Source organism: Dietzia sp. IBK-p2-16D (genome assembly GCF_057773085.1).
Window position 1 is genome coordinate 514,395 of sequence record NZ_JBYMTL010000001.1, and the last position, 26,052, is coordinate 540,446.

Below are 26,052 nucleotides of genomic sequence, written 5' to 3' on the forward strand. Positions count from 1 at the left end.
GGGTCACCGCGGCCGGTACCGGCTGAACGCGTCGAGGAAGTCCTCGAGATCCGCCACCACCCGCAGTTGCTCGAGCGGATCGTTCGTCGCCGCGGCCGCGAGTCTCCGGGTCACCGGCGCGTCCAGGAGGTCTTCGAGGCCGGCCGGCGCGGGAGACGGCTCCGTCGGCAGGATCGGATCCCGACCCCACAGCGCCACCTCCACGTCGACGGAGACCTCGTCGTCGTCCCCCGCCCCCCGGAGTACGGCACCGAGCTGGTCGGGTCGCAGGCCCCTCAACGCGAACAGGACCTCCGGGTGGGAGTCCCACCACTCGACCATGATGTACGCCGCGGCCAGCACGTGGCGACAGGGGCCGGGCTGGACCGGACAGTGGCAGGAGAAGGTGGTCGCCCCGTTGACCGCCGGGAGCAGGAGGAACCCGACGGTGTCGGAGAAGTCCCCGGCCAGGGCACCGAGCACGCCCCGTTCCTCCCGCCTGAGCGCGGTGCGCAGGGCGTCCGAGTCGGTGCCGTCGAGCGGGGCGAACGTGAACTCCACAGTGAACGGCTGCGGTCTGCTGCCATCGACATCGCACCGCACGGTGCGGCCCGTGTGGTCCAGGGACAGGACTTTGTCCTTGCGGGCGTCCTGGCGGGCCATGTACACGTCGCCGCGGGAGACCCCGGACTCGATGTCGCCCGCCCACCGACGGCTCCACATGTGCGCGCCGAACTGCCCGGCCCGCGACCGGGCCGGGATACCCACGGAACCGCTCACGGTTCGTCCCTCCCCTCGTCGGTGAGTTCGACGAGCGCGGCGAGGTCCGCGTCGTCCAGCTCGGTCAGGGCGCCGGCCAGCGGACCCAGGGTCAGTTCGGCGAGATCCCGCTTGGCCTCGAGGAGTTCGTCGATGCGGTCCTCGACCGTCCCCGGCGCGACGAGCGTACGTACCTGCACCACCCGGGTCTGCCCGATGCGGTGCACCCGGTCGGTCGCCTGGTTCTCCACCGCCGGGTTCCACCAGCGGTCCAGGTGGACGACGTGGTTGGCCTCCGTCAGGGTCAGACCGGTCCCTCCCGCGCGGAGGGACGCGAGCATGACGGGCGGGCCCTGGGGTGATTGGAACTGCTCGACCATCTGCGCCCGTCCGGCCGCGGGGACCCCGCCGTGGAGGAACGGCACCGTGGCCGCGGCCCGCCTCTCCAGCAGGGGCAGGATGAGATCGCCGAACGCCCGGTACTGCGTGAACAGCAGGACCTTCTCCCCCGCGTCGAGGATCTCGGTGAGGACCTCGTCGAGTGCCGCCAGCTTGCCCGAACGGTGGCGGCCGCCGCGGAGGAGTGCGGAACCGTCGCCGAGGTAATGGGCGGGGTGGTTACACACCTGCTTCAGCGCGGTGAGGCCGGACAGGATGGCGCCCTTGCGGGCGGCCCCCTCGGAATCCTTGACCTGCTCCATCATGTCCTCGACCACCGCCCGGTACAGGGTCGCCTGCTCCCGGGTCAGGGGTGCGTCGACACGGATGTGCTGCTTCGCCGGCAGGTCGGCGACGACCCTGGGATCGGACTTGAGGCGACGCAGCACGAACGGGGCCGCGAGTGCCCGCAGTCTCGACGCCGCGGCCTCGTCGCGGTGGGACTCGATCGGAACCGCGAACCTGGCGCGGAAGGTACTCGCCGACCCCAGCATGCCCGGGTTGGCGAAGTCCAGCACCGCCCGCAGCTCATCCAGCCGGTTCTCCACCGGTGTGCCGGTGAGCGCGATCCGGTGTTCCGCGGGGATGGCCCCGACGGCGCGCGCCACGGCGGTGGTGGGGTTCTTGACGGTCTGCGCCTCATCCGCGACCAGACGTCGCCACGCCACCCGGGCGAGCAGCTCGGTGTCCCGGGTGGCGGTCCCGTACGAGGTCAGGACGAGATCGGCCGCTGCCAACAGCGCAGCGGCGTCGTCGCCCCGTTCCCGCGCCGGGCCGTGATGGACGTGAACCCGCAATTCAGGGGCGAACGTCGCCGACTCCCGGGCCCACGTCGCCACCAGCGTCAGCGGTGCCACCACCAGGGTGGGTCCGGTGCGACCACGCACATGTTCGGACGCGGTCAGGGCGAGCACCTGCATCGTCTTCCCGAGACCCATGTCATCGGCGAGGACGGCCCCGACGTCCGCGTCGGACAGGGCGGTCAACCACCGCACCCCCTCCAGCTGGTAGGGGCGGAGTGTGGCGCGGAACCACGTCGGGAGGTGGACGGTGATCGACGACGACGAGGGGATCCAGTCGAGGGTCGTGGGCGCCTCGATCTCCACTCCCTCGCCCTCCTCGGACATCAACGCGGCGACGAGTGCGGGTGCCGAGACCCGCTCTCCCCGCCGGGCCGCGAGGAAACGGGCTGCCCGTCGGAGTGCACCGGGATCCGCCCGGACCCACTGCCCGCGGAGCTTCACCAGGTCGGACGCCGCGTCGAGGAGCATCTGTGCCTCCGCCGCGTCCAGCGGGACATCGTCGACGACCATCTCCCAGTCGACGTCCGCCAACTGGTCGAGGCCCAGGCGGCGACCGGAGTCGACGTTCTCGGTACCGGGGTCCTTGACCGCGACCCTGACGGCCGTCCTCACCCTGGTCCAGGCCCGCGGCAGCAGGACCTCGACTCCCCGGCCCCGCAGGGCCTCCACTCCCTCGTCGACCAACCGGACCACGAGGTCCACGGGGAGCAGCAGGTCCGGGCTACCGGCAGCAGGGACGGCGCGTCCCAGCGGGGGCCATGACCGGACCGCCCGGTCGACGACATCGCGTACGGCGTCCCCCACGGCCGAGCCATCGGGCAGTTCGGTGAACGGGCGCAGCGAGTCGATCCCGGTACGTACGAGGACTTCCAATCGCCACAGGATCTCCGCACCCGCCGGCTGCCCGCCCTCGTCCCCGGACTCCTCCCCGTCCCCGGAATCGCCGCCGGAGGGTTCGACGATCCGGAGCACGACCTCGACGTCCCGCGCGGCGGCGGCCCGCCCGAACTCGTGGATCGCGTCCGCCAATGCCTGCCCACCGGAGCTCACGCCGCCGCCCGTGATCAACGCCGTTCCGAGGTCGCTCCTCCGGTCGGCGGCCAGTGGCGCCAGCGCCATCCGAGCGTGTTGATCCGCCAGAGCGGCGAGCAACCTGCCGAGTTCCTCACGGTTCTCGACCAGCCCGTGACAGCGGGACAGACTCTCCGCGGTCCACGCCGACACCACCGGAGACGCCGCGAGGGCCCAGGAGGCATCCCACCCGCCCTCCGCACGACCGAGCGAGGGCACGACGTGCCCGGCACTGACGAACGCCGCCACACCGTCGGAGAGAGCCGCCAGTGCGCGCAGGCCGGGACCGACCCAGTGATCGGTGGCGTCGACCATGCCGCAAAGATCGACCGCCGATCCGACCGAGACCCGGATGCCCGGCACCGTCGCCGACCGGACCCTGCCCTCGACCGGGACACGGACCCCGATCCGGTGCGTCAGCGAGAACCGCTCGAGGGACCGGACCACCTCCGGCGGGGCACCCGCCCGGCCCACGGCCGTCACTGTGGAGGCGGGGGCGATGGACTCCGGCCTGCGCAGTCCCGTCTCACACCACAGGCCGACGACCCCTGATTGCCAGACGGCGTGCAGACGGGGTTCGGCGGACGGGCTCACGCCCACATGAAAGCACGCCGGTCCGACAGCGGGTCGGGCATGCCCCCGCCGGGGTTCGCGGCGCGTCATCCACAGGTGCCGCGCCGCTCCACAGTTTCACCGCCACACCCGCTGCCCGGGCCACCACCGGCGAGGTCGCGGTTCAGACTCGATCCGTGTTCCGCGTGTACCGCAACCCGGTGTCGACGTCCCCTGCCGGCCGGGTCGTGCCGCCTCTCGCGCCCCGTGCGCTCGTCCTGGCACTCGGTGTGCTCGTCGTGCTCGCGGCGGTCTCGTGGTTAGGGCAGCCGCGTCGCTCCGTTCCCGGTAGCCCGGTGCGGGTCGACGTGGCCGCGCTTCTCGATGCGGTCGAGGTGGTGGACGAACGGACTCGTGCGCCCGGATACGAAAGAGAGTGTTCGGGGAACTCGGCCTGTGTGTTCGGTCCGGCCTGGAGTGACACCACCGGTGCCCCCGGGGCCGCGAACGGGTGCTCCACCCGCCACGACGTCCTGTCCCGGGACCTCGTCGGCGGAACTCGGGAGGACGGGGCGGGGTGCGAGGTATCCGGCGGAGTCCTGACCGATCCGTACACCGGCAGGGTCATCGACGCCGGCACCGTGGGGCTACGCGGCATCCACGTCGACCATGTCTATCCGCTCTCGGCAGCGTGGGACCTGGGAGCCCGGGCGTGGCCACCGGCTCGTCGCGCAGCGTTCGCCAATGACGTCGACCGGAATCTCCTCGCGGTCTCCGCCTCGGTCAACACCGGCAAGAGCGATTCGACGCCGGCGGACTGGTTACCGCCCGACCCCGGTCGTCACTGCTTCTACGCTTCCCGGTACCTGACCGCCGCCGTCGCCTACGGCCTGCCGGTGACGGCGGCGGATCACAGGGCGCTCGCGGGGGCGGTCCGGAGATGCCCGGACCGCCCCTAGCAGCGCGGGGAATCAGTGACGGTCGGGACCACCAGCGGAACGCCCGCGGAACCCGCCACCTCGGCGGTCGTCCTCACCACGGCGGAAGCCCCCGCGGTCATCGCGCTTGTCGTCCCGTCGGTCACCGCGACGGTCGTTGAACCGGTCGCCACGGTCACCACGGTCGCCACGGTCACCACGGTCGCCGCGGTCACCGCGGTCATCGCGGCGGGGCCCGCCACCACGCGGCTTGCCACCCCGGTCGTCCCGGAATGAGGACGGGCGCCCGGACGGTGCGCCCGAATCCGGGCGGATGTCGATCTCGGAACCGCCCACCCGGATGCCCTTCATGGAATTGAGCTGGTCCGAGGGGAGATCCGCCGGGAGTTCGACGATGGAGTGGTCGAATCGGATCGAGATGCGTCCGATGTCGCCGCCCCGGAGACCGGCCTCGTTCGCCAGGGCCCCCATGATCGAGCCGGGCTTGACGTTGTTCCGCTTGCCCACCGCGATCCGGTACTGCGCCATGTTCTTCCCGGAGCGCGACGGCCGCGGGCCGTCGGAGAACTCCCGTTCCGGCCGATCGCGGCGATCGTCCCGGCGATCGTCCCGGCGCTGCGGACGCTCGGGCTCACGCATGAGGAAGTCGTCCGAATTCCGCGACTGGGTCGCCAGTGCTGCCGCGATGTCGGACATCGACACGGAATGCTCGGAGGCGTACTCCTCCACCAGGCGGCGGAAGAGCGCGATGCTCGGGTCCTCGAGGCTCTCGGTGATCGACTGCGCGAACTTGGCCATCCGCATCTCGTTGACGTCGTCCACACTCGGGAGCTGGATCTCGGTCAGCGGTTGGCGGGTCGCGCGCTCGATCTGCGAGAGGAGTCGCCGCTCCCGGGGGGTGACGAACAGCAGCGCCTGACCGCTCCGGCCGGCGCGGCCGGTGCGACCGATGCGGTGGATGTACGACTCGGTGTCATGCGGGATGTCGTAGTTGACGACATGGCTGATCCGCGGGACGTCGAGGCCTCGGGCGGCCACGTCGGTGGCGACCAGGATGTCCGTGCGTCCGTCCTTCAGCGCCTCGATGGTGCGCTCCCGGAGATTCTGCGGGATGTCACCGTTGATGGGCGCCGCAGAGAACCCGCGTGCCCGGAGCCGCTCCGCCAGTTCCTCGGTCGCGGACTTGGTGCGCACGAACAGGATCATCGCGTCGAAGTCCTCGACCTCGAAGATCCGCGTCAGGGCGTCGAGCTTGTCCCGGTGGTTGACCAGCACGTATCGCTGCGAGATGGTCGGTGCCGTCGAGGTCTTGGACGCGACCTTCACCTCGGTCGGATTGGTGAGGTACTTCTGCGAGATCCGACGGATCGCCGCGGGCATGGTCGCCGAGAACAGGGCCACCTGGGTCGACTCCGGGGTGTCCGAGAGGATCCGTTCGACGTCCTCCTGGAAGCCCATCGCGAGCATCTCGTCGGCCTCGTCGAGGACGAGGTGACGCAGACCCGACAGGTCGAGGGTGCCCTTCTTGAGGTGATCGATCACACGGCCGGGGGTGCCGACGATGATCTGGGCACCGCGCCGCAGCCCGGAGAGCTGGATGCCGTACGCCTGACCGCCGTAGATGGGGAGGACGTTCACCTGGGGCATGTTCGCCGAGTACGTGACACACGCCTCGGCGACCTGGAGGGCGAGCTCGCGGGTCGGGGCCAGGATCAGGGCCTGGGGGCTCTTCACCGCCGGATCGATCAGCGAGAGGATCGGCAACGCGAACGCGGCGGTCTTGCCCGTACCAGTCTGCGCCAGCCCGACGACGTCCCGCCCCTCGAGTACCAGCGGGATCGTCGCCGCCTGGATCGCCGAGGGGACCTCGTAACCCACGTCCTTGACCGCCTGCGCGACGGCCGGTGCCAGCCCCATGTCGGCGAAGGTCACCTCGGGCTCGTCCTCTCCTCCCGCCGATGAGGCGGCTGCGGTGGCGGTGGCGGTGCCGGAGTCCGCGGGGGCGGCGGCTGGTTCGGGGGTGCTGGCGTCGGTGTCGACCTCGTCGCCGGCGGTGGCGGTACGGTCCTCGTCGTTGTTGTCCATGAGGTCTTACATGCTACGGCGTCGGGGGCCCGATGAGCGACACGCCGTGCGCAGGTCACTCCCCCGTCGTCGCGCGATCCGCGGACCCGTGGGTCTCCTCGGCGACGATCCAGGGGACCACGGCCACCAGCAGCAGCACGCCGGAAACGGCGAAGCCCGTCTTGTAGCCCAGCAGGTCCACCACGAGTCCCACCACGATCGGGCCGAGGATCGCACCGGAGTCGCTGGCCATCTGGAAGGTTGCGAGGACCTTGCCGCCGGCCCGGTCCGCGCCGATCACATCGGCGACCGCGGCCTGCTGCGACGGGTTGAGGATGCCCGCGCCCATCCCGGCGATGACCGAGGCCGCCACCAGGAGCGGGACGGTGTCGCACCATCCCAGGACGAGGGTCGTCACACCGGAGATCACCAGCCCCAGGATCACCATCGGGCGCCGCCCGTACCTGTCGGACAGCCATCCCGCGAACGAGACCACTGATGCGGTTCCCACCGCGAACGAGGCGAGGGCGGTCCCGGCGATGCCGGCTCCGGCATCGAAGTTCGCCGCGGCGAACAGCGGAACGATCGCGACCCGCACACCGAACGACGTCCACCCGTTGACGAAACTGGAGATCAGTGCGGCGCGATACCCGCTGTGCCGGAGTGCCTCGCCCACCAGGAGGGGTTCCTGACCGGTCGCCCCGTCGTCGGCCGAGGGGCGTCGGCCCCCTCGCAGGAAGACCGCCACGACGCCGGTCGCCACCAGCAGAGTGCCCGCGTACACGAAGAACGGGATGCGCATCCCGAACCCCGCCAACAGTCCGCCCAGGACGGGGCCGCCGATGTTGCCGATGAGGAAGGCCGTGGCGTACAGCCCCGCGATCCGACCCCGCGCGCCGGGCGGCGACAGCCTGGTGAGCAGGGCCATGGCGGAGATGGTGAACATGGTCGACCCGAGCCCGCCCAGCCCCCGGAACACCAGGAGTTGCCAGTAACTCTGGGCCAGCCCCGTCGCCAACGTGGAGACCACCACGATGAGCAGGCCGGACATGTAGACCCATCGTTCACCGAGCCTGTCGACGAGGAACCCGCCGGCCGGGGCGAACACCAACCGGAAGAAGGCGAACGCGCTGACGATGACCGACGCCGCGGTCACCGAAACGTCGAAGCTGCGGGCGAACTGGGGCAGCACGGGGGCGACCAGTCCGTAGCCGATCGCGACGGCGAACGCCGCCGCGACCAGCACCCAGACGTCCGCCGGCAACCGGGTACGCGGCGCGGGGTTACCCGTGAGCGCGCCCCTCACGCGGACCGGAGCACGCGGGCGAGCACGTCGGCTCCGAAGTGCAGTGCGTCCACCGGTACCCGCTCGTCCACCGCGTGGAAATGACCGAAGACGTCGAACTCGTCCGGCACCCGCAGCGGGACGAATCCGTACCCATCGATCCCGAGCGGGGCCAGGTGCTTGTTGTCCGTGCTGGCCGGGAGAAGGTAGGGCACGACCACGGCATCGGGATCGGACTCGGTGACGGCGTCGCGGATCACCTCCACCAACGGGGCGTCGGCGGGGGCCGCGATCGGCGGTTCCCAGATCCACTCGACAGAGACGTCGGGGCCGAGTTCCTGCTCGATCTCGGCCCGGAACGTGTCCTCGCCCCCGGGGAGCACACGGCAGTCGATCTCCGCGTGCGCCTCGGTGGGGATGACATTGGTCTTGTACCCAGCGGACAGGACCGTCGGGGAGGCGGTGTGGGACAGCGACGCCGCCACGAGGGGCCCGAAATGCCCGAGGACCTCGAGGCGCTCCGGAAGGTCGGCGATCTCACCGCTTCCACCGGCGATCCGTCCGACCGCTGCGGCGAGCGCCGTGTTGGCCTCGGTCGGTTCGACCGGGAACTCCAGGTCCGCCACGCGGTGAACCGCGCCGGCGATGGCGGCGACGGCGTTGTCCCGGGTAGGCCGGGACGCGTGCGCGGCGGTACCGTGCGCGGTGACCGTGGCCCAGGCGACGCCCTTCTCGGCGACGGCGATCGGATAGAGGCGGCGTCCGTCGACGGGCACGGACCACCCGCCCACCTCGCTGAGTGCCTGGGTCATGCCGTCGAAGATCTCGGGCCGCTCACGGACGATCCACTTGGCACCCATGATCCCGGCGGCCTCCTCGTCCGCGAAGAACGCGAGCAGGAGTGTGCGCCGCGGGACGATGCCCTCGCGCCGGTAGTGCCTGACGACCGCGAGCATCATGCCGATCATGTTCTTCATGTCGACGGTGCCCCGCCCGTAGAGCCAACCGTCACGGATCTGGCCGGCGAACGGCGGGACGGTCCAGTCCTCGGCGACCGCGGGCACGACGTCGACGTGCCCGTGCACGACCAGGCCACCCGCCCCCGGGTCGGAGCCCTCGACCCGGGCGAACAGGCTCCCGCGACCCGGGACCGACTCCACCAGTTCGCTCGCGATGCCGACCTCGTCGAGGTACTCCGCGATCCGGCGGCACACCCTCGTCTCGCCGTCGCCGATCGTCGCGGGGTCACCGGTGTTGGTCGAATCGATCGACACGAGGTCTGCCGTGATCGCGACGGCCTCGGCATGCATCCGCTCCCGCGCCTGCTCGGACGCCTGCTGGGCGTCGGTCATCCGAAACACTTCCCTTCACCACGATAGGTGGGCCAGCGGTCCACCACGGCGGGCCCGTTCCCAGTCTCGTCCACCACGTGCAGTGTGTCGAACCGCTCGCACAGCTCCCCGGCCTTCGCGTGGCGCCACCACGCGCGCCCACCGATGGCCACCTCACCGTGCACGGGAGTCTGGACCTCCCCGGCCCCCTCCCTGCCCAGGTAGTGCATGCCCGCCGGTGCGACCGGAACGGGCAGACGGTCACTCCCGGGGACGCCCGAGGCGACATATCCCCCGTAGAGGAATGTGGTCAGGCCCCGGGCCGGCGTCCGTACGGCGGGGAGGGCGAACATCAACGCCGGCCGAGGGGTGAACGTCCGATAGGCGTCGAAGAGTCCGGGGACGTACAGGCCCGACCCCGCGGTGACCTCCGTGACGGCGGGTGCCGCCGCGCTCTCGGCGACGGATCCGGAGCCCCCCGAGTTGATGATCTCCGGTGGCCGCCCGGAGATCTCCTCGATCGTCGACGCGACCGCCCGGCGGATGCCCAGCAGCCGGCGCATGGACAGTCGCTTGACGATGCCGATCCCCCGGACGTCGTCCGGCACCCCGGCCACCTGCGCCTCGTAGAACATCGCGCCCGTCACCCTGAAGCCGGAGTCGACAGCGTGACGCACCAGCGGCGCCACGTCGTCCGGTCCGCGGAGCGGGGACCGTCGCACCCCGAGGTGGACCGGCCCCAGCCGCAGAGAGCAGTCGACGTCGATGCACACCTTCGCTCCGGTGGCCCCCGCCTCCCGCGCGATCGCCAGCTGGCGCGGATCGTCGACCATGAGTGTGACCGACTCCAGTGCCAGTGGATCGGCTCCCAGGCGCGCGAGCGCCGAGCGGTCGACGGTCGGATATCCCATCAGGACGTCGTCGCAACCCGATTCCACCAACCACAACGCCTCGTCGAGCGAGTAGGCCATGATCCCGCGGACCGTCTCGTCGCCGCGCAGTCCGTCGCCGAGGACCTCGCGCAGGACGCCACGCGCTCGCACGGACTTGCTCGCTATGCGGATCCTCGTACCCCCGGCCCGCTGCCGCAGGTCGGCCAGGTTCGCCCGCAGGCTCGGTAGGTGCAGCGCGGCGAGGGGTGCTTCCAACCCGGCGGTCGCGGCCTCGAGCACGTCGACCACGCCGGGTGGTCCCCCACCCGCCGCGCTAGGCACCGTCGACCGGCCGCGCGTCCCGGACGACGAGGTCGACGGCCCTGTGGAGAAGATCGTTTGCCTCGTCGTCGTTGCGGTAGATCTGCCACCTCAGACTGATGCCCGTGATGATCGACAGGACGACGCGCACCATGTCGTCGAGCCCCATCGCCCAGCGGACGTCGGCGGACTGCGCGGTGCGCTCGAGCACGGAGCGGACGATCGCCTCGTTGGATTCCTGCTGGTCGCGGGCCAGGCCGACCTCGGGCAACCCGTGGGTCCGCAGCGAGTACGACACGATCTCGTAGGTGAGCAACTGCCGATCGGGCGACGCGGAGATGACCGCCCAGATCAGATCGATCGCCTCGTACAGTCGACGGCGCAGCCCCTCGGTCCCGCGGATCCCGGAATCGAAGTCGACGCTCACAAACGCGTGGGCGGCCTGGTGCACCTCCGAGTTCACGGCCCCGATTACCTCGCGGAGAAGCTCTTCCTTATCCGTGTAGCAGTAGTGGACGACGCCCAGCGACACGCCGGCACGTTCGGCCACACCACGGACGGTCACCGCACCCAGGCCGTCGTGTTCGGCGATCTCGAGGGCGGCCTGGAGAAGTTGCGCCCGGCGTTGATCGGCAGGAAGTCGTCTGGTCACTCGTCCATCGTACGTCGGCGAGCGTGACGTGGACACCGTTAACCGCATCGTCCCCCGACCTCGCGGGCGCGTGGCCCCCGGTTCAGGTCGATGGTCCAGGTCCGCATCGCATCCCGCTCCCCACAGGTAACGTGTCCAGCCATGACGACCTCGGGAGTGACCTGGCAGAACTGGGCCGGCAACGTGCTGGCGTCACCCTCGGGCCGGGCGCTCCCGACCACCGTCGCCGAGGTCAGTGACGTGGTCGCGCGGGCGGCGGACCGGGGGACCCGGGTCAAGTGCGTCGGCGCGGGCCATTCCTTCACACCGGCGGCGGCGACGGACGGCGTGCTCGTGTCGCTCGACGACCTGGCCGGAGTGGAGTCCATCGTCCCCACCCGGGACGGGGATGGCCGTGTGCAGGGTGCCGACGTGACCGTCTGGGCGGGCACCCGGTTGCACCGGTTGGGACCGCTTCTGTGGGAACTCGGTCTGGCGCAGCCGAATCTCGGTGACTTCGCGGAGCAGTCCCTCGCCGGCGCGGTGTCGACCGGGACGCACGGCACGGGGTGCGCGGCACCCGGGCTCCCCGCCACCGTGGTGGGACTGCAACTCGTCACCGCTGACGGCACGGTGCTCACGTGTTCGCGCGAGTCCGAACCGGAGGTGTTCGAGGCCGCCCGTCTCGGTATCGGGGCACTGGGGATCATCACCAAGATGACGATCCGCTGCGTCCCCGCCTTCGCCCTCCGGGCGGAGGAGCGACCGTGGACGCTGTCGGCGGCGTTGACCGACCTGGAGGGCTTCGCGCGGTCCGCCGACCACGCGGAGTTCTTCTGGTTCCCCCACACGGACGCGATCAACGTCAAGCGGAACACCAGACTCCCCGGCGACACCGAACTCCGGCCGGTGGGACGGATCCGGGAACTGGTCAGCGACGAGTTCCTCTCCAACGAGGCGTTCGAGATGGTGTGCAGGACCGCCACCCGACGACCGGCGCTCACCCCTCGCCTCAACCGGCTCGCCTCACGGGCGCTGTCGGCCCGCGACTTCACCGACCGCAGCTACCGCGTGTTCGCCTCGTCGCGACGAGTCCGCTTCCGCGAGATGGAGTACGCGGTACCCGTCGAGGCGGCGGCCGGGGTGCTGAGGGACCTGCGGGACACCATCGATCGCTCCGGGATCGTCACCCCGTTCCCCGTCGAGGTCCGGTTCGCCGCCGCCGACGACGTGTGGATGTCCACCGCGTACGGACGGGAGGTCTGCTACGTCGCCGTGCACCAATACCACCGGATGGACCACACCGAACTCTTCCAACTGGCGGAGGCGATCTTCCTCGCGGCGGGCGGGCGACCGCACTGGGGCAAGATGCACACCCGCGCCGCCGAGGACCTGGCCGCGATGGTCGACCATTTCGACGACTTCGTCTCCGTCCGTGACCGTCTCGACCCCGACCGCGTCTTCGCCAACGAATACACCGAGCGTGTGCTGCCGTAGGACACGGTCCCGCGCCGGTTACGTACGGTGGGGGTTCGAACCCGGCCCAGCCCCTCGCCGCCCCGAACCCCAGGAGTGACCAGTGCCCGATCGAGTCCCCGCTGAATCAGAGATCTCCGGTCCGGCCGCGGGGGTGATCACGGCCGCCCTGCGCCGGGCGATCCGTAGCCAGGCCGGTGCCGCCCGCGCCTATGTCCGCGGGCTACGGGAGAGCCACCCCGACGAGAGCCCCTCGCAGATCCTCGGGCGACTGGACAGCCGGTTCCTCAACGCGGTCACCGCCTCCGGCGCCGCCGTCGGGGCCACCGCCGCCGTCCCGGGCATCGGCACCGTCATCGCCTTCGGAGCGATCGGCGCGGAGTCGCTCGTGTTCCTCGAGGCGACCGCGTTCTACACCCTCGCCGTGGCCGAGGTCCACGGCGTCGACGTCCGTTACGGCGAGCACGAGGAGCTGCTGGTCATGACGGTCATGCTGGGCGCCTCCGGCACCGCCCTCCTGGCCAACGCGGTCGGTTCGTCAGGCGGGTCGGCGGCAGGCGGTTCTCTCGCGGGTCGGGCCCTGCGAGTGCCCGGGTTGGCATCGGTCAACCGCCGGATGATGAGCCGTTTCGTCCGGAAGTTCGCCGTCAAGCGGGCGGGTCTGGCCCTGGGCAAGATGGCCCCCGCCGGCCTCGGTGCCGCCGTGGGCGGATGGGGCAACCGGAGGTTGGGCCGCACGGTCGTCGAGACCGCCGCGTCGACGTTCGGTGCGCCCCCGGACTCCTGGCCGGCCACATGAACCACGGGTGACGGCCCGGCGGCATCCCCCTGTCAGGTGAGATCGCGGAGCCCTGTGCGGGCAGAAGGTCTAGCCTGGATCCAATCGACGTGTGAAACCCACCACAGACCCAGAGAGGCACCAAGAGATCGTGAGCAACAACGTCTCACAGTTCGGACAGAACCAGTGGCTCGTAGACGAGATGTACGAGCGGTTCGCCAAGGACCCGTCCTCCGTGGACAAGTCCTGGCACGAGTTCTTCGACGCCAACCCGGAGGCCGCCTCCTCCTCCGGCGGTGGCTCGACCAACGGCACCTCCCCCGGCAAGTCGGGTGGGGACTCCGGCAAGAGCAGCCGGCCGCGGTCGGGAGGTGGGGACAGCGGAGGTGCGGGGAAGCAGGACAAGAAGGCGTCCGAGCTGACTGTTGACGACGTCACCCCGGAGGCGTCGGCGAAGGACATCGCCGCCAAGCCCGCGTCGGACGCCTCGCCCAAGCGCAAGGCCCGCGGCGAGGGCGTGCCCGCCCCGGTACGCACCCCGGAGACCCGGGACAAACCCGACGCGGCGGCGAAGAAGCCTTCCCGCCCCGTCTACAGCCCGCCCGAGGAGCAGGAGAGCAAGGTCCTGCGGGGGGCGGCCAACGCGATCGTCAAGAACATGAACGCGTCGCTGACGCTGCCGACCGCCACGTCGGTCCGCGCGGTCCCGGCGAAGCTGATGATCGACAACCGGGTGGTCATCAACAACCACCTCAAGCGCACACACGGTGGCAAGATCTCCTTCACCCACCTCATCGGGTACGCCATGGTCCAGGCCATCAAGGCCTACCCGAACATGAACAACCACTACGACGAGGTCGACGGCAAGCCGAACGTGGTGACCCCGTCCGGGATCAACCTCGGTCTGGCGATCGACATGAAGACCAAGGGCGGTCGTTCCCTGGTCGTCGCGGCGATCCGACACTGCGAGAAGCTGGACTTCCGCGGCTTCCTCGACGCCTACGAGGACATCGTCGCCCGCGCCCGTGAGGGCAAACTGACGATGGAGGACTTCTCCGGCGTCACCGTCTCGCTGACCAACCCCGGCGGCATCGGCACCGTGCACTCGGTCCCCCGTCTCACGGTGGGCCAGGGCGCCATTCTCGGCGTGGGCGCGATGGAGTACCCGGCCGAGTTCCAGGGCGCGAGCGACGAGCAACTGGCGAACAACGCGATCGGCAAGATCACCACGCTGACCTCGACCTACGATCACCGGATCATCCAGGGCGCCGAGTCCGGCGAGTTCCTGAGGGAGATCCACCGACTGCTGCTCGCCGATGAGTTCTACGACGAGATCTTCGACGTCCTCGGCATCCCCTACGAGCCGGTCCGGTGGCGTCAGGACATCACCGATCCCCGGGTCGACAAGGACGCCCGCGTCCTCGAGCTGATCGCCGCCTACCGCGACCGCGGCCACCTGATGGCCGACATCGACCCGCTCGACGGCAGGCACGCCAAGCGACGACGCACCTTCCACCCGGACCTCGATGTCAACTCGCACGAGCTCACGCTGTGGGACCTCGACCGCAAGTTCTCCGTCGGCGGGTTCGTCGGCAAGGACAAGATGCGGCTGCGGGACGTGCTGTCGGCACTGCGCGCCGCCTACTGCCGCAAGATCGGTATCGAGTACACCCACATCCTCGAGAACGAGCAGCGCCAGTGGATCCAGGAGCGCCTCGAGGGTGTCGACGACAAGCCGACCGTCGCCGAGCAGAAGTACATCCTGTCCAAGGTGAACGCGGCCGAGGCCTTCGAGACCTTCCTCCAGACCAAGTACGTCGGCCAGAAGCGCTTCTCCCTCGAGGGCGCCGAGTCGGTCATCCCCATGATGGATGCCGTCATCGACGAGGCCGCCGAGTTCGGGCTGGACGAGGTCGTCATCGGCATGCCGCACCGTGGGCGGCTCAACGTCCTCGCGAACATCGTGGGCAAGCCGTACCGGCAGATCTTCACCGAGTTCGAGGGCAACATGGATCCCTCGGCCGCCCACGGCTCGGGAGACGTCAAGTACCACCTGGGCGCCGAGGGCATCCAGTACCAGATGTTCGGCGAGAACGAGATCAAGGTCTCGCTCACCGCCAACCCGTCGCACCTCGAGGCCGTCGACCCGGTCCTGGAGGGCATCGTCCGGGCGAAGCAGGACCTCATCGAGGACCCGGAGTGGCGGGCGGAGTACCCGGTCGTGCCGCTCATGCTGCACGGTGACGCCGCGTTCGCCGGCCAGGGTGTCGTGGCCGAGACCCTCAACCTCTCCCAGATCGACGGTTACCGTACCGGCGGCACGATCCACATCGTGGTCAACAACCAGATCGGGTTCACGACGGCGCCGGAGGCCGGCCGGTCCAGCCAGTACTCCACGGACGTCGCCAAGATGATCGGCGCACCGATCTTCCACGTGAACGGTGACGATCCCGAGGCATGTGTGCGGGTGGCGCGTCTGGCGATGGACTTCCGTCAGCAGTTCAAGAAGGACGTCGTGATCGACCTCGTCTGCTACCGCCGTCGCGGACACAACGAGGCCGACGACCCGTCGATGACGCAGCCGCGGATGTACGAGGTGATCGACGGCAAGAAGAGCGTCCGTCAGTCCTACACCGAGGATCTGGTCGGTCGTGGCGACATCACCGAGAAGGAGGCGGAGAATGCCCTCCGCGACTTCCAGGGCCAGCTCGAACGGGTCTTCAACGAGGTCCGTGAACTCGAGAAGCACCCGGTGAAGGCGTCCGAGTCGATCCTGCCCAACCAGCCGCTGCCCAAGCGTCTGGTGACAGCGGTGGACGAGTCGGTCATCCACGCCATCGGCGACGCCTTCGGAAACCTGCCCGAGGACTTCCACATCCACTCGCGCGTGAAGCCGGTCTACGAGGCGCGCCAGAAGATGGCCTACAACGGAAACGTCGACTGGGCGTTCGCGGAGCTCCTCGCGATCGGCTCCCTCGTCAGGGAGGGCCGGACGGTGAGGCTTGCCGGGCAGGACTCGCAGCGCGGCACCTTCACCCAGCGCCACGCGGTGGTGGTCGACAAGACCACCTCCGAGACCTACTCGCCGCTGCAGAACCTCGAGGACGCCGAGGGCCGGTTCGAGGTGTGGAACTCGGCGCTCACCGAGTACGCGGGCGTCGGGTTCGAGTACGGCTATTCGGTGGGTGACCCGGAGGCGTTGGTGCTGTGGGAGGCGCAGTTCGGTGACTTCGTCAACGGCGCGCAGACCATCATCGACGAGTACATCTCCTCCGGTGAGGCGAAGTGGGGCCAGAAGTCGTCGGTGACGCTCCTCCTGCCGCACGGCCACGAGGGGATGGGCCCGGACCACACGTCCGGCCGCATCGAGCGGTTCCTCCAGCTGTGTGCCGAGGGTTCCATGACCGTCGCCCAGCCGTCGACCCCGGCGAACTACTTCCACCTCATGCGTCGTCATGCCACCGACGGCATCAAGCGACCGCAGGTGGTCTTCACGCCCAAGTCGATGCTGCGGAATAAGAAGGCCGTCAGCGCGATCTCGGACTTCACCACCGGGAAGTTCCGTTCCGTCATCGACGACCCGACGTTCGCTGATGGTTCGAAGGACGCGGGCAAGGTCAAGACCATGCTGTTGGTCTCCGGGAAGCTCTACTACGAGCTCGCCGCCCGCCAGGAGAAGGAGGGCCGCGACGACATCGCGATCGTCCGACTGGAACAGATCCACCCGATCCCGTTCCGTCGCCTGCGTGAAGCCCTCGGGCACTACCCGAACCTCACCGAGGTCCGGTGGGTCCAGGAGGAGCCGGCCAACCAGGGTGCGTGGAGCTTCCTCGCCCTCAACCTGCCGGAGGTCATCCCGGAGTTCCCGCCGATCAAGCGGGTCTCGCGTCGACCGATGGCCGCGACCTCCACGGGCCTGAGCAAGGTCCACGCGGTCGAGCAGAAGGCCTTGGTGGACCAGGCGTTCGACTGACGGCGTGAGACGGAGGGCCCGACCGCTCGGCGGTCGGGCCCTCCGTCGTGTTCCACCACGGTGGTGACCACGCCACGGGCCCGGGTCCGGGCCTGGTCACCGTGACGTCAGTAGCCGTGCTCGTCCAGCCAGAAGTTCGCCAACGACACGGGGGTCGCGGAACCGAACTCGATCCCCAACAGGAGCTCCCGGATATCATCCGAGGTCAGCTCCCCGCTGATCCGGTTGACCAGGGCCAGTTGATCCTCCGAGAGCGAGCCCTTGCGGAACACCGGCACCAGGTTCTGCGCGAGGATCGCGTCTTCGTCGTCGTCCAACGGCACGATGTCCTCCGGATGGAGGACCGGGTCGGCGGACTGAACCAGCCCCACCCCGATCTCTCCGGCACGCAGGGAGTCGAACACCGCGCGGGGGTTCGGACCCATCGCCACCCGTCGGCCGAAGCCACAGTCGTAGGTGGCACCGACGGCGGACGCCAACTCGCGATCCGCCAGGGCCTCCTCCCGCGCACCGAGGGTGAATCCACCGCACCTCCCGGCCAGATCGGACATCGTGCGCAGACCCTGGGACTCGGAGGTGTGCCGCGTGACGACGTACACGGGGGCGTCCTCGGCGGGCGCCGGATCAGCGGCGGTCACCCCTTCGGGGAGTGCGGCCATCATGGCGGTGTATACCTCGTCGGACCCGACCGCGGTGGAATTCGGGTCGAACCTCCGGAGCAGCTCACCGGTGAACCCGAGCGTGAAGGTCGACTCCCCCGCCACCACCGATTCGATCACCTCGTCCTGGGTCCCGGATTGTGGGCGGGCGGTCACCCGCCATCCGGACCGCACGAGGGCGTTGCCGTAGATGTGGCCGACGATCTCGGCCTCGCCGAACGAGGCCGTCTCGACCACGACCACAGGATCGTCCCGGTGGGCCGGGACGATCGACGACTGCGCCTGGCAGCCGGACAGCGCCATCCCCACGATTCCCGCGAGCACCACGGCACCACGCCCGGTCCGCTCCCACGTCCGCCGCACCCGACCACGTCCTTCCTCACACCGGCCGCGTCAGGCGACGCGGAGACCATGTGGGTCATTCTCCCAGCCCCGCACGGCCGTCGTCGCCCCGACGCCCCGCTGGGCGGATACTGTCAGGCGAGACGAGGAAAGGGGGCCGGGTGCCCGCGATCCCACCACGACGCCCGTCGTCCGCCGAACCCGGTTCCGGACCGACTCGGCCGACCGCGCCGACGCCACGACCGTCGGCGGAGTGCGCCGTCTACATCGACGGGGTGCGCGCCCACGACCACGTCGCACTCCGCGAGGCGGTCGGCCTGGTACGCGACACCGGTCGCGGCTTCGTCTGGATCAGTCTCGACGACCCGGATCCCGAGCAGATGGAGGCGCTCTCCCGGGAGCTGGAGTTGCACGAACTCATCACCGAGGACGCGACCAGCGGACAGCAACGGCCCAAGTTGGAGGCCTACGACGACGCTCTCGTACTCAGCATGTCGACGGTGCGCTACCTGGCTCACGAGACCGTCACACAGGTCAGCGACATCGTGTCCACGGGCGAGGTGCTGGTGGTCCTCGGCCGGGACTTCGTGGTGACCGTCCGACACGGGGACCGGACGGTCACCGTGGACATCCGCAGCGAGCTGGGGCACTCGCCCGGGAGGTTCGCGCTCGGGCCGGCGGCGGTCATGCACGCGGTGGCGGACCGGGTGGTCGACGGCTACACCGAGGCCGCCGAGGGATTGGCCGCGGACATCGACGAACTGGAGTCGGCGCTCTTCACGCCTCACATCCCGGTGGACATCGAGCAGATCTACGTCCTCAAGCGGGAACTACTCGAACTCAAACACGTCATCGGGCCACTGACCACGCCCCTGCGCCGCCTCTCCGTCGACCACCTCGACCTGATCCCCGGCGAGATCCGTCACTACTTCCGCGACGTCCAGGACCATCACGCGCAGGCGGCGGCGGAGGTGACGACCCTGGACGAGCAGAGCACCTCGCTCGTCAGCGCGGCGGCGGCGATCGTCGGGGTCCAACAGAACACCGATATGCGCAAGATCTCCGCGTGGGTCGCCATCGCGGCCGTACCGACGATGATCGCGGGCGTCTACGGCATGAACTTCCGTCACATGCCCGAGCTCGACACGCGATACGGCTACTTCGTGGTGCTGGGGGTCATGGTCGCGATGTGTTCCGGGCTCTTCCTGCTGTTCCGTCGAAACGGCTGGCTGTGATCAGCGGGTCAAGCCGGGATTAACCGCCGAGCGGCCGGGATCGGTGACGTCGATACCGGCCTCCCGCCATGCCTCCTCGAGTTCGGCCGCACCCTTCATCCGTACCCACGCCGCCTCCGTGTGGGTGACCGGAACCGCCCGGAACACCGTGACCGGCGCTGCGTCGCCGGGCAGCGGGACGTCCGGCACGTCGGGGGCGCGCAGGACGACCCCGGTGAAGGCCGCACCCGGCCAGAGCGGCTCGCCGAGGTCGATCAGCGCACCCTCGGACAACACCAGTCCCTCGACGGCGGGCGCAGCAGCGAGCACCGCCAGCGCACGGACGAGTCCGTCAACGCCACCGCGCAGCACCAGACTGAGTTCCGCACGCGGGGCGGTGGGGTCGGGAACCAGCGCGGAGGGGTCGCCCATCGGCTCGGCGGAACACCCCAGGGAGACATAGCGCACCACGCCTGTTTCGATGTCCACGAACCGGAGGATCTTGATGGGTGACGCGCCGAGGAACGTCACCGACGCCTCCTGCGGATCCGGTCCGTAGTGCTCGATCAGGTGGGCCCGCACCGTGGAGAGGACGTCCGGGGAACCCGCCGGACCGCCGGGCAGCACTACTTGAGTCCGAGCCGGGCGAGCTCGTCACGCACCCGTTCGGCGTTGGCGGGCTCGCACAGCACGTCGTACCGTCCCGCGACGAGCTGAGAGGTGGAGGCGAAGTCACGCTTGCCCCGGGTGGCCGCGTAGGACAACGAGGCCGAGACGATGCCGAAGACCGACCCTCCCACCAGACCCGTGAGGACGACACCCCACATGGGCTGGGTGAAGATCCCCAGCAGCAGACCGATGAACAACCCCAGCCAGGCACCGGTGGCCAGTCCGCCGAGCAGGACCTTGGGCCAGGTGAGTCGGCCGGTCACCCGCTCCACCTGCATGAGGTCGACCCCCACGATGGTGACCTCGTGGACGGGGAACTCCTCGTCGGCGAGATGGTCGACCGCAGCCTGTGCCTGCGCGTAGGTCGGGTACGACCCCACCACCCAGCCGGTCGGCGGCGTGGGCAACCCGGGGGTCTGCCCGGTCCGGGTCCGTCCGCCCGCGGGGTTCACGGGTGAGCTCATGGGGTCCGTCCTTCCGGGTCCGTTCCTGCGCCTGTCCGGTCCGATACGGCCATCCCGGCCGCGCGGCCCCGCGCGGAGACGACCAATGCCATCTTACGGCTGGCCTCGTCGAGCATCTCGTCGCCGAACATCACCGCACCGCGGGCCCCGCCCTCCACGGACGTCGACCGCGCGTAGGCCGCGAGGATGGCTTCCGCCTTGTCGAACTCGTCCTGGCGGGGGCTGAACACCTCGTTGCCCGCATCGACCTGTGCCGGGTGCAGGACCCACTTGCCGTCGAATCCGAGTGCCGCGGTGCGGCCGGCCGCACGACGGAACCCCTCGGTGTCACGGACCTTGAGGAACGGCCCGTCGATCGCCTGGAGTCCGTGGGCCCGGGCGGCGACGAGGATGGTCATGAGTACGTGGTGGTAGGCGTCGCCCGGGGCATAGCCCTCCGGCTGCTCGCCCACGGTCAGGGTGCGCATCCCGATGGAGGCCATGAAATCGGCCGGGCCGAACACGAGCGTGAGCACGCGCTGGCTCGCCGTCGCGATCTGGTCGATGTTGGTCAGCCCCATGGCGTCCTCGATCTGGGGCTCGATCCCGATGTGGCCAACCGGTAGACCGGCCGCCTTCTCGACCTGGGTCAGCACCAGGTCCAGGGCCACGACCTCCGCCGCGGACCGCACCTTGGGTAGCAGGAGGGCGTCGACACGGCCGCCGGCCCTCCCGACGACCTCGGTGACGTCACGCACCGTGTACTCGGTGTCCCACGCGTTGACGCGGACCACCACCGTCGGCGCCAGGAAGTCACCGCCGGTCAGCGCGGCCACGACGTTCTGACGGGCCTCCTCCTTGGCGGGTCCGGCCACCGCGTCCTCGAGGTCGAGGAAGACCTCGTCCACCGGAAGGGCCCTGGCCTTCTCGATCATCTTGACGCTGCTGCCGGGCACGGCGAGGACCGTCCGCCTGGGACGGGCGCGGAGTCCGGAGATCGCGGCGGCGGCGTCCTCTGACGGTGCGGGTGTCGCGTGGGGGGCTGCGGTCATCGTGGGTGGCACTCCCTTACGTCCGGTATGGCGGGCGGGCGCAGCCCGCCGGTGACTAGCCTGGTCGTCATGGCGAACCTCAACAAGGCCTTCGTCGCCAGGCTAGCCGGACTGCCGGTGATCGGCCCTGACGGGGACGACATCGGACGGATCCGGGATGTCGTGGTGACGATGCGGTCCCGGCACAAGCCCCCCCGGGTCATCGGTCTGGTGGTCGAGCTGCCCACGCGGCGCAGGATCTTCGTCCCGATGCTCAGGGTCGTCTCGATCGACCCCCGTTCGGTCTCCCTGGTCTCGGGCACCATCAATCTGCACCGGTTCCAGTCCCGCCCCGGAGAGAACCTGGTGCTGGGCGCACTGGTGGACTCCGTGATCGGCGTCGAGCGGGACCAGGTCGGTTCCGACCAGTCGGGCGGCGCCCAGAAGAGCCGCGACCAGAAGGACGCGCGCTTCCAGGTGGTCGACGTGGAGATCGAGCGCCAGCGCTCGCGGGACTGGCTCGTGTCCCGGATCGCGGTACGGGCACGTCGCGGGCGCGCCTCCCTGGGCCGACGCGGGGAGGTGTCGATCCACCCGTGGAGCCGGATCCGAGGCCTCGACGACGACGCCATCGGCACGCCCGAGCACAGCGCCGAGAGCCTGGTGGAGCGGTACGCCGACCTCCGCCCGGCCGACGTCGCCCACGCGCTGCGCAACCTTCCCGAGGTCCGCCGCCTCGAGGTCGCCCGGACCCTGGACGACGAACGACTCGCCGACATCCTCCAGGAGTTGCCCCACGACGAGCAGACCGAGATCGTCACGCGACTCGAACTGGAGCGGGCCGCGGACGTGCTCGAGGCGATGGATCCCGACGACGTGGCGGACCTGCTCGGCGAATTGCCGGAGAAGGACGCGGAGTCGTTCCTGGAACGCATGAACCCCGAGGACTCGGCTCCGGTCCGGCGCCTGCTCTCGTTCGACGCGGACACCGCGGGTGGGCTCATGACCCCCGAGCCGATCATCCTGTCGCCGCAGACGACGGTCGCCGAGGCCCTGGCCCACTGCCGCAATCCCGATCTCAGCCCGGCTCTGGCGAGCCTCGTCTTTGTCGTGCGACCCCCCACGGCGACACCGACGGGAAAGTACCTCGGGTGCGTGCACATCCAGGCGCTGCTGAGGGAGTTGCCGTCGACCATGGTGGCCGAGACCGTGGACACCAGCCTGTCTACGCTGCGGCCCTCGGACTCGGTGGATTCCGTGACCAGGTTCTTCGCCACCTACAACCTGGTGTGCGGTCCGGTCGTCGACGACGAGGGGCACCTGCTCGGGGCGGTGGCGGTCGATGACCTGTTGGACCACGTCCTGCCCGACGACTGGCGGGATCTGGACCTGCACGACGACAGGGAGACGACCGGATGAGCGAACCCACCACCCGGTCATCACTCTCGATGCCGATGACCTCGCGCCGACCGCGGATCAGCTTCGACTCCGATGCGGTCGGGCGCTACAGCGAGGCCGTCGCACGGTTCTTCGGTACGGGCACCTACCTGCTCATCCAGACGATCATCGTGATCGTCTGGATCATCATCAACGTCGCGGTGGTCGCCCTACGCTTCGACCCCTACCCCTTCATCCTGCTCAACCTCGCGTTCTCCACCCAGGCCGCGTACGCCGCCCCGCTCATCCTGCTCGCGCAGAACCGCCAGGAGGACCGCGACAAGGAGTCCGTCAGGGAGGACCGCCTCCGCGCCACGCAGACCAAGGCGGACACGGAGTTCCTCGCCCGCGAACTGGCGTCGGTCCGGCTGTCCGTGGGCGAGACGGTCACCCGCGACTACCTGCGTCGCGAACTCGATGACCTCCGTGACTCCGTCGAACGGATCGAGACCCTCCTCGCCGCATTCGACCCGGGTTCGAGTAACGCCGATCACAGTAAAACCGATTCAGATGGGAAGGGTCGGGGGTAGCCTCGGCCGGGACGGAACGTCGTGGGGGCGCAGCACGGCCGCTGCGCAGACCGGGAAGTCGTAGGGGGAAGTCTTGCGCCATTTCGCGCACAAAGCCGATCGCCGGGTTCTGACCAGTGCCGCCGTCACCGCGAGCGCGATCGCCGTGCTCTCGGCCGTCGGACTGAGCGTGGACACCAGCCGTCCCGCTCCACCGGAGATCACCCCGCTGGCGGAATCCTCGCCCAGTACGCCGACGGTCACCGAGGCTCCTCCCACCTCCCTCACCACCGGGCCGTCCCCGGAGAAGGAGTCCCCCGCACCGGAGGATCCCGGCGCCGCCCACATCGAGCCGGCGTCCGTCCCGGACGGTCCACTGGGCATCCCCGGGATCGCCCTCGACGCCTTCCACCGGGCAACCGACCGTCTCAACACGGAGAAGCCCGCTTGTGAGATGGACTGGACGCTCCTGGCCGGGATCGGACAGGTCGAGTCCAACCAGGGCCGTGGTCGGTTCGATGTCCACGGCAACACCATCGGGCGGATTCTCGGCCCCCGCCTCGACGGGAGTCTCCCGGGTACCGCCGTCATCACCGACACGGACGGTGGCCGCTTCGACGGCGACCGGGAATTCGACCGCGCGGTCGGTCCGGTGCAGTTCATCCCGTCGACCTGGGCCGGTCTCGGCCGCGACGGGAATGACGACGGGGTGGCCGATCCGAACAACATCTACGACGGTGCGTTGGCGGCCGCCACCCTCCTGTGCGGGCAGGGTGGGTCGATGGCGGACCCCGCGGCCCGCACCAGGGCGGTCCTCGCGTACAACAACTCCCTGGCCTACGTCGCCAACGTGAACGCCTGGGCTCACGGTTACGCGGTCAACGCGTTCCCGCTGCCATCGGACCTGCCGGAGATCCACCAGCCCGAACCCACCATCGAACCCCCGACGCCACCCGAGCGGTGCCCGGACGGATGGGAGGGCGAGCCCACCGCGGCACCGGAGTCCGTCGCGCCGGGCGAGCCCGAGGCCCCGGTCCCCGGGTGCTCGGAGGTCCGACGCCCACCCGCCCCACCCGCCCCACCGACACCCAGCGCCCCACCGACACCCAGCGCGTCACCGACGCCCGCGCCCGAAGTGCAGGCGACCTCTCCGGCTGCGTCCCCGGCACCCGCCCCGATGGGCCTGCCCGTGATCCAGTTGCCGTGTATCCCTCCGTTCTGCGTGCCGCCGCCCCCTGCCTGAATCGTCACCGGGTGCCGCTACGCCTAGACTCGGGACATCATGAGTGCACCCAGCGAAGAACTGATCCGCGCCGCACTGGCGAAGGTCGATGACCCCGAGATCCGCAAGCCGCTCACGGAGCTCGGCATGGTCAAGGGCGTCGAGGTGGACCCCGCCACCGGCCGGGTCGACATCGGCATCTATCTGACCGTCGCCACCTGCCCGATGCGGGACACCATCACCGACCGCGTCCGCTCAGCCGTGTCCGACGTGGCAGGCGTGGGTGAGGTCACCGTCGAGCTCGACGTGATGAGCGACGAGCAGCGTACCGAGCTCCGCAAGCATCTGCGCGGGGACGCCGCCGAGCCCGTCATCCCGTTCGCGCAGCCCGGCAACCTGACCCGTGTCTACGCGGTCGCCTCGGGCAAGGGCGGGGTGGGCAAGTCCACCGCGACGGTCAACCTCGCCACCGCGCTGGCGTCACGTGGGCTGTCCGTGGGCGTCCTGGACGCCGACATCTACGGACACTCCATCCCGCGGATGCTGGGCACCGATGCACGTCCGACGCAGGTCGAACAGATGATCCTGCCGCCGGTCGCGCACGAGGTGAAGGTCATCTCGATCGCACAGTTCACCAAGGGCAACACCCCGGTGGTGTGGCGCGGGCCGATGCTGCACCGGGCCCTCCAGCAGTTCCTCGCCGACGTGTACTGGGGCGACCTCGACGTCCTGCTCATGGACCTGCCCCCGGGCACCGGCGACGTGGCGATCTCGATCGCCCAGCTCATCCCGTCCGCCGAGATCCTCGTGGTCACCACGCCCCAGCAGGCCGCCGCGGAGGTGGCCGAGCGGGCCGGATCGATCGCGCTGCAGACCCGTCAGCGCATCGCCGGCGTCATCGAGAACATGTCGTGGCTCGAACTTCCGGACGGCACGCGGATGGACGTGTTCGGCTCGGGGGGCGGCGCGGAGGTGGCGGCGAACCTGTCCCGTTCCGTCGGTGCACCCGTCGCGCTGCTGGGGCAGATCCCGCTGGAGCAGGCCGTTCGCGAACACGGGGACGAGGGCACCCCGATCGTGCTCGCGGAGCCGGATTCCCCGTCCGGTCGCGCGTATCGCGAGATCGCGGACGGCCTGGCCGTGCGCCCCCGGGGCCTGGCCGGCATGAACCTCGGGATCGACACCACCCGTCACCTCTGACGGGGGCTGCCGGGGCTCGACCTCCGGCCGTTCCCACCGGCGCCTCCGCCGATCC

General features: G+C 70.0%; 20 protein-coding genes. 9 read left to right on the forward strand and 11 right to left on the reverse strand.

Features of this window, described 5'->3' with window-relative positions; genetic code table 11:
• Positions 1–3 precede the first annotated feature (3 nt).
• Both AC3DE3_RS02470 and AC3DE3_RS02475 read right to left on the reverse strand, forming a co-directional pair.
• Positions 4–759: a hypothetical protein gene (locus tag AC3DE3_RS02470; RefSeq protein ID WP_488368836.1), complete on the reverse strand. Its 756-nt coding sequence runs from the start codon at positions 757–759 to the stop codon at positions 4–6.
• The gene (locus tag AC3DE3_RS02475; protein ID WP_488368837.1) at positions 756–3,644 is read right to left on the reverse strand and encodes a DEAD/DEAH box helicase; all 2,889 of its coding nucleotides are present in this window, start codon (positions 3,642–3,644) and stop codon (positions 756–758) included. The genes AC3DE3_RS02470 and AC3DE3_RS02475 overlap by 4 nt, the downstream gene beginning before the upstream one ends.
• A gap of 155 nt (positions 3,645–3,799) precedes the next feature.
• Here AC3DE3_RS02475 and AC3DE3_RS02480 point away from each other — a divergent pair, with 155 nt between their 5' ends.
• Positions 3,800–4,561: an HNH endonuclease family protein gene (locus AC3DE3_RS02480; RefSeq protein WP_488368838.1), complete on the forward strand. Its 762-nt coding sequence runs from the start codon at positions 3,800–3,802 to the stop codon at positions 4,559–4,561.
• A gap of 12 nt (positions 4,562–4,573) precedes the next feature.
• On the opposite strand, the gene AC3DE3_RS02485 is transcribed toward AC3DE3_RS02480, so the two are convergent.
• From AC3DE3_RS02485 to AC3DE3_RS02505, 5 genes are read right to left on the reverse strand one after another with little or no spacing between them, the layout of a single operon-like run.
• The gene (locus tag AC3DE3_RS02485) at positions 4,574–6,625 is read right to left on the reverse strand and encodes a DEAD/DEAH box helicase (RefSeq protein ID WP_488368839.1); all 2,052 of its coding nucleotides are present in this window, start codon (positions 6,623–6,625) and stop codon (positions 4,574–4,576) included.
• A 55-nt stretch (positions 6,626–6,680) separates the two neighbouring features.
• Positions 6,681–7,910 carry an MFS transporter gene (locus tag AC3DE3_RS02490; protein ID WP_260487830.1) on the reverse strand — a complete coding sequence of 410 codons (1,230 nt, stop codon included), beginning with the start codon at positions 7,908–7,910 and terminating at the stop codon, positions 6,681–6,683.
• Positions 7,907–9,241 carry a M20/M25/M40 family metallo-hydrolase gene (locus AC3DE3_RS02495; RefSeq protein WP_488368840.1) on the reverse strand — a complete coding sequence of 445 codons (1,335 nt, stop codon included), beginning with the start codon at positions 9,239–9,241 and terminating at the stop codon, positions 7,907–7,909. Before AC3DE3_RS02495 ends, AC3DE3_RS02490 begins: the two co-directional genes overlap by 4 nt.
• The gene (locus tag AC3DE3_RS02500; protein ID WP_260487832.1) at positions 9,238–10,401 is read right to left on the reverse strand and encodes a type III PLP-dependent enzyme domain-containing protein; all 1,164 of its coding nucleotides are present in this window, start codon (positions 10,399–10,401) and stop codon (positions 9,238–9,240) included. The genes AC3DE3_RS02495 and AC3DE3_RS02500 overlap by 4 nt, the downstream gene beginning before the upstream one ends.
• 25 nt (positions 10,402–10,426) lie before the next feature.
• The gene (locus AC3DE3_RS02505) at positions 10,427–11,065 is read right to left on the reverse strand and encodes a TetR/AcrR family transcriptional regulator (RefSeq protein WP_260487833.1); all 639 of its coding nucleotides are present in this window, start codon (positions 11,063–11,065) and stop codon (positions 10,427–10,429) included.
• A 141-nt stretch (positions 11,066–11,206) separates the two neighbouring features.
• On the opposite strand from AC3DE3_RS02505, the gene AC3DE3_RS02510 reads away from it, so the two are divergent.
• The 3 genes from AC3DE3_RS02510 (at position 11,207) to AC3DE3_RS02520 (ending at position 17,271) form a co-directional block, all read left to right on the forward strand.
• Positions 11,207–12,541 (forward strand): D-arabinono-1,4-lactone oxidase, encoded by a 1,335-nt coding sequence (locus AC3DE3_RS02510; protein WP_488368841.1) that lies wholly within the window; start codon positions 11,207–11,209, stop codon positions 12,539–12,541.
• An 82-nt stretch (positions 12,542–12,623) separates the two neighbouring features.
• Complete coding sequence (locus tag AC3DE3_RS02515) at positions 12,624–13,319, forward strand: hypothetical protein (RefSeq protein WP_260487835.1); 696 nt, start codon at positions 12,624–12,626, stop codon at positions 13,317–13,319.
• Between the two features lie 130 nt (positions 13,320–13,449).
• Positions 13,450–17,271, forward strand: a complete 3,822-nt coding sequence (locus AC3DE3_RS02520; RefSeq protein ID WP_488368842.1) for a multifunctional oxoglutarate decarboxylase/oxoglutarate dehydrogenase thiamine pyrophosphate-binding subunit/dihydrolipoyllysine-residue succinyltransferase subunit — start codon at positions 13,450–13,452, stop codon at positions 17,269–17,271.
• Positions 17,272–17,378: 107 nt separating this feature from the next.
• On the opposite strand, the gene AC3DE3_RS02525 is transcribed toward AC3DE3_RS02520, so the two are convergent.
• Positions 17,379–18,293: a glycine betaine ABC transporter substrate-binding protein gene (locus tag AC3DE3_RS02525; RefSeq protein WP_260487837.1), complete on the reverse strand. Its 915-nt coding sequence runs from the start codon at positions 18,291–18,293 to the stop codon at positions 17,379–17,381.
• A gap of 140 nt (positions 18,294–18,433) precedes the next feature.
• Between AC3DE3_RS02525 and AC3DE3_RS02530 the strand changes: the two genes are divergently transcribed.
• Positions 18,434–19,507, forward strand: a complete 1,074-nt coding sequence (locus tag AC3DE3_RS02530) for a magnesium and cobalt transport protein CorA (protein WP_396119338.1) — start codon at positions 18,434–18,436, stop codon at positions 19,505–19,507.
• On the opposite strand, the gene AC3DE3_RS02535 is transcribed toward AC3DE3_RS02530, so the two are convergent.
• From AC3DE3_RS02535 to AC3DE3_RS02545, 3 genes are read right to left on the reverse strand one after another with little or no spacing between them, the layout of a single operon-like run.
• A complete protein-coding gene (locus AC3DE3_RS02535) occupies positions 19,508–20,113 on the reverse strand; it encodes a suppressor of fused domain protein (protein WP_488368843.1) in 606 nt (201 codons plus the stop codon). It abuts the gene before it with no gap.
• On the reverse strand, positions 20,113–20,619 hold the full coding sequence (locus AC3DE3_RS02540; protein WP_260487840.1) for a YflT domain-containing protein: 507 nt from the start codon (positions 20,617–20,619) through the stop codon (positions 20,113–20,115). Before AC3DE3_RS02540 ends, AC3DE3_RS02535 begins: the two co-directional genes overlap by 1 nt.
• Positions 20,616–21,650 (reverse strand): HpcH/HpaI aldolase/citrate lyase family protein, encoded by a 1,035-nt coding sequence (locus tag AC3DE3_RS02545; RefSeq protein ID WP_260487841.1) that lies wholly within the window; start codon positions 21,648–21,650, stop codon positions 20,616–20,618. The genes AC3DE3_RS02540 and AC3DE3_RS02545 overlap by 4 nt, the downstream gene beginning before the upstream one ends.
• A gap of 69 nt (positions 21,651–21,719) precedes the next feature.
• On the opposite strand from AC3DE3_RS02545, the gene AC3DE3_RS02550 reads away from it, so the two are divergent.
• The 4 genes from AC3DE3_RS02550 to AC3DE3_RS02565 all read left to right on the forward strand — a co-directional run bounded on the left by AC3DE3_RS02550 (position 21,720) and on the right by AC3DE3_RS02565 (position 25,997).
• Positions 21,720–23,048, forward strand: a complete 1,329-nt coding sequence (locus tag AC3DE3_RS02550; RefSeq protein ID WP_488368844.1) for a magnesium transporter MgtE N-terminal domain-containing protein — start codon at positions 21,720–21,722, stop codon at positions 23,046–23,048.
• Entirely contained in the window at positions 23,045–23,596 is a 552-nt protein-coding gene (locus AC3DE3_RS02555; protein ID WP_488368845.1) for a DUF1003 domain-containing protein, read from the forward strand. The genes AC3DE3_RS02550 and AC3DE3_RS02555 overlap by 4 nt, the downstream gene beginning before the upstream one ends.
• A 73-nt stretch (positions 23,597–23,669) precedes the next feature.
• The gene (locus tag AC3DE3_RS02560) at positions 23,670–24,818 is read left to right on the forward strand and encodes a lytic transglycosylase domain-containing protein (protein WP_488368846.1); all 1,149 of its coding nucleotides are present in this window, start codon (positions 23,670–23,672) and stop codon (positions 24,816–24,818) included.
• A gap of 39 nt (positions 24,819–24,857) precedes the next feature.
• A complete protein-coding gene (locus AC3DE3_RS02565; protein WP_260487845.1) occupies positions 24,858–25,997 on the forward strand; it encodes an Mrp/NBP35 family ATP-binding protein in 1,140 nt (379 codons plus the stop codon).
• Positions 25,998–26,052 lie beyond the last annotated feature (55 nt).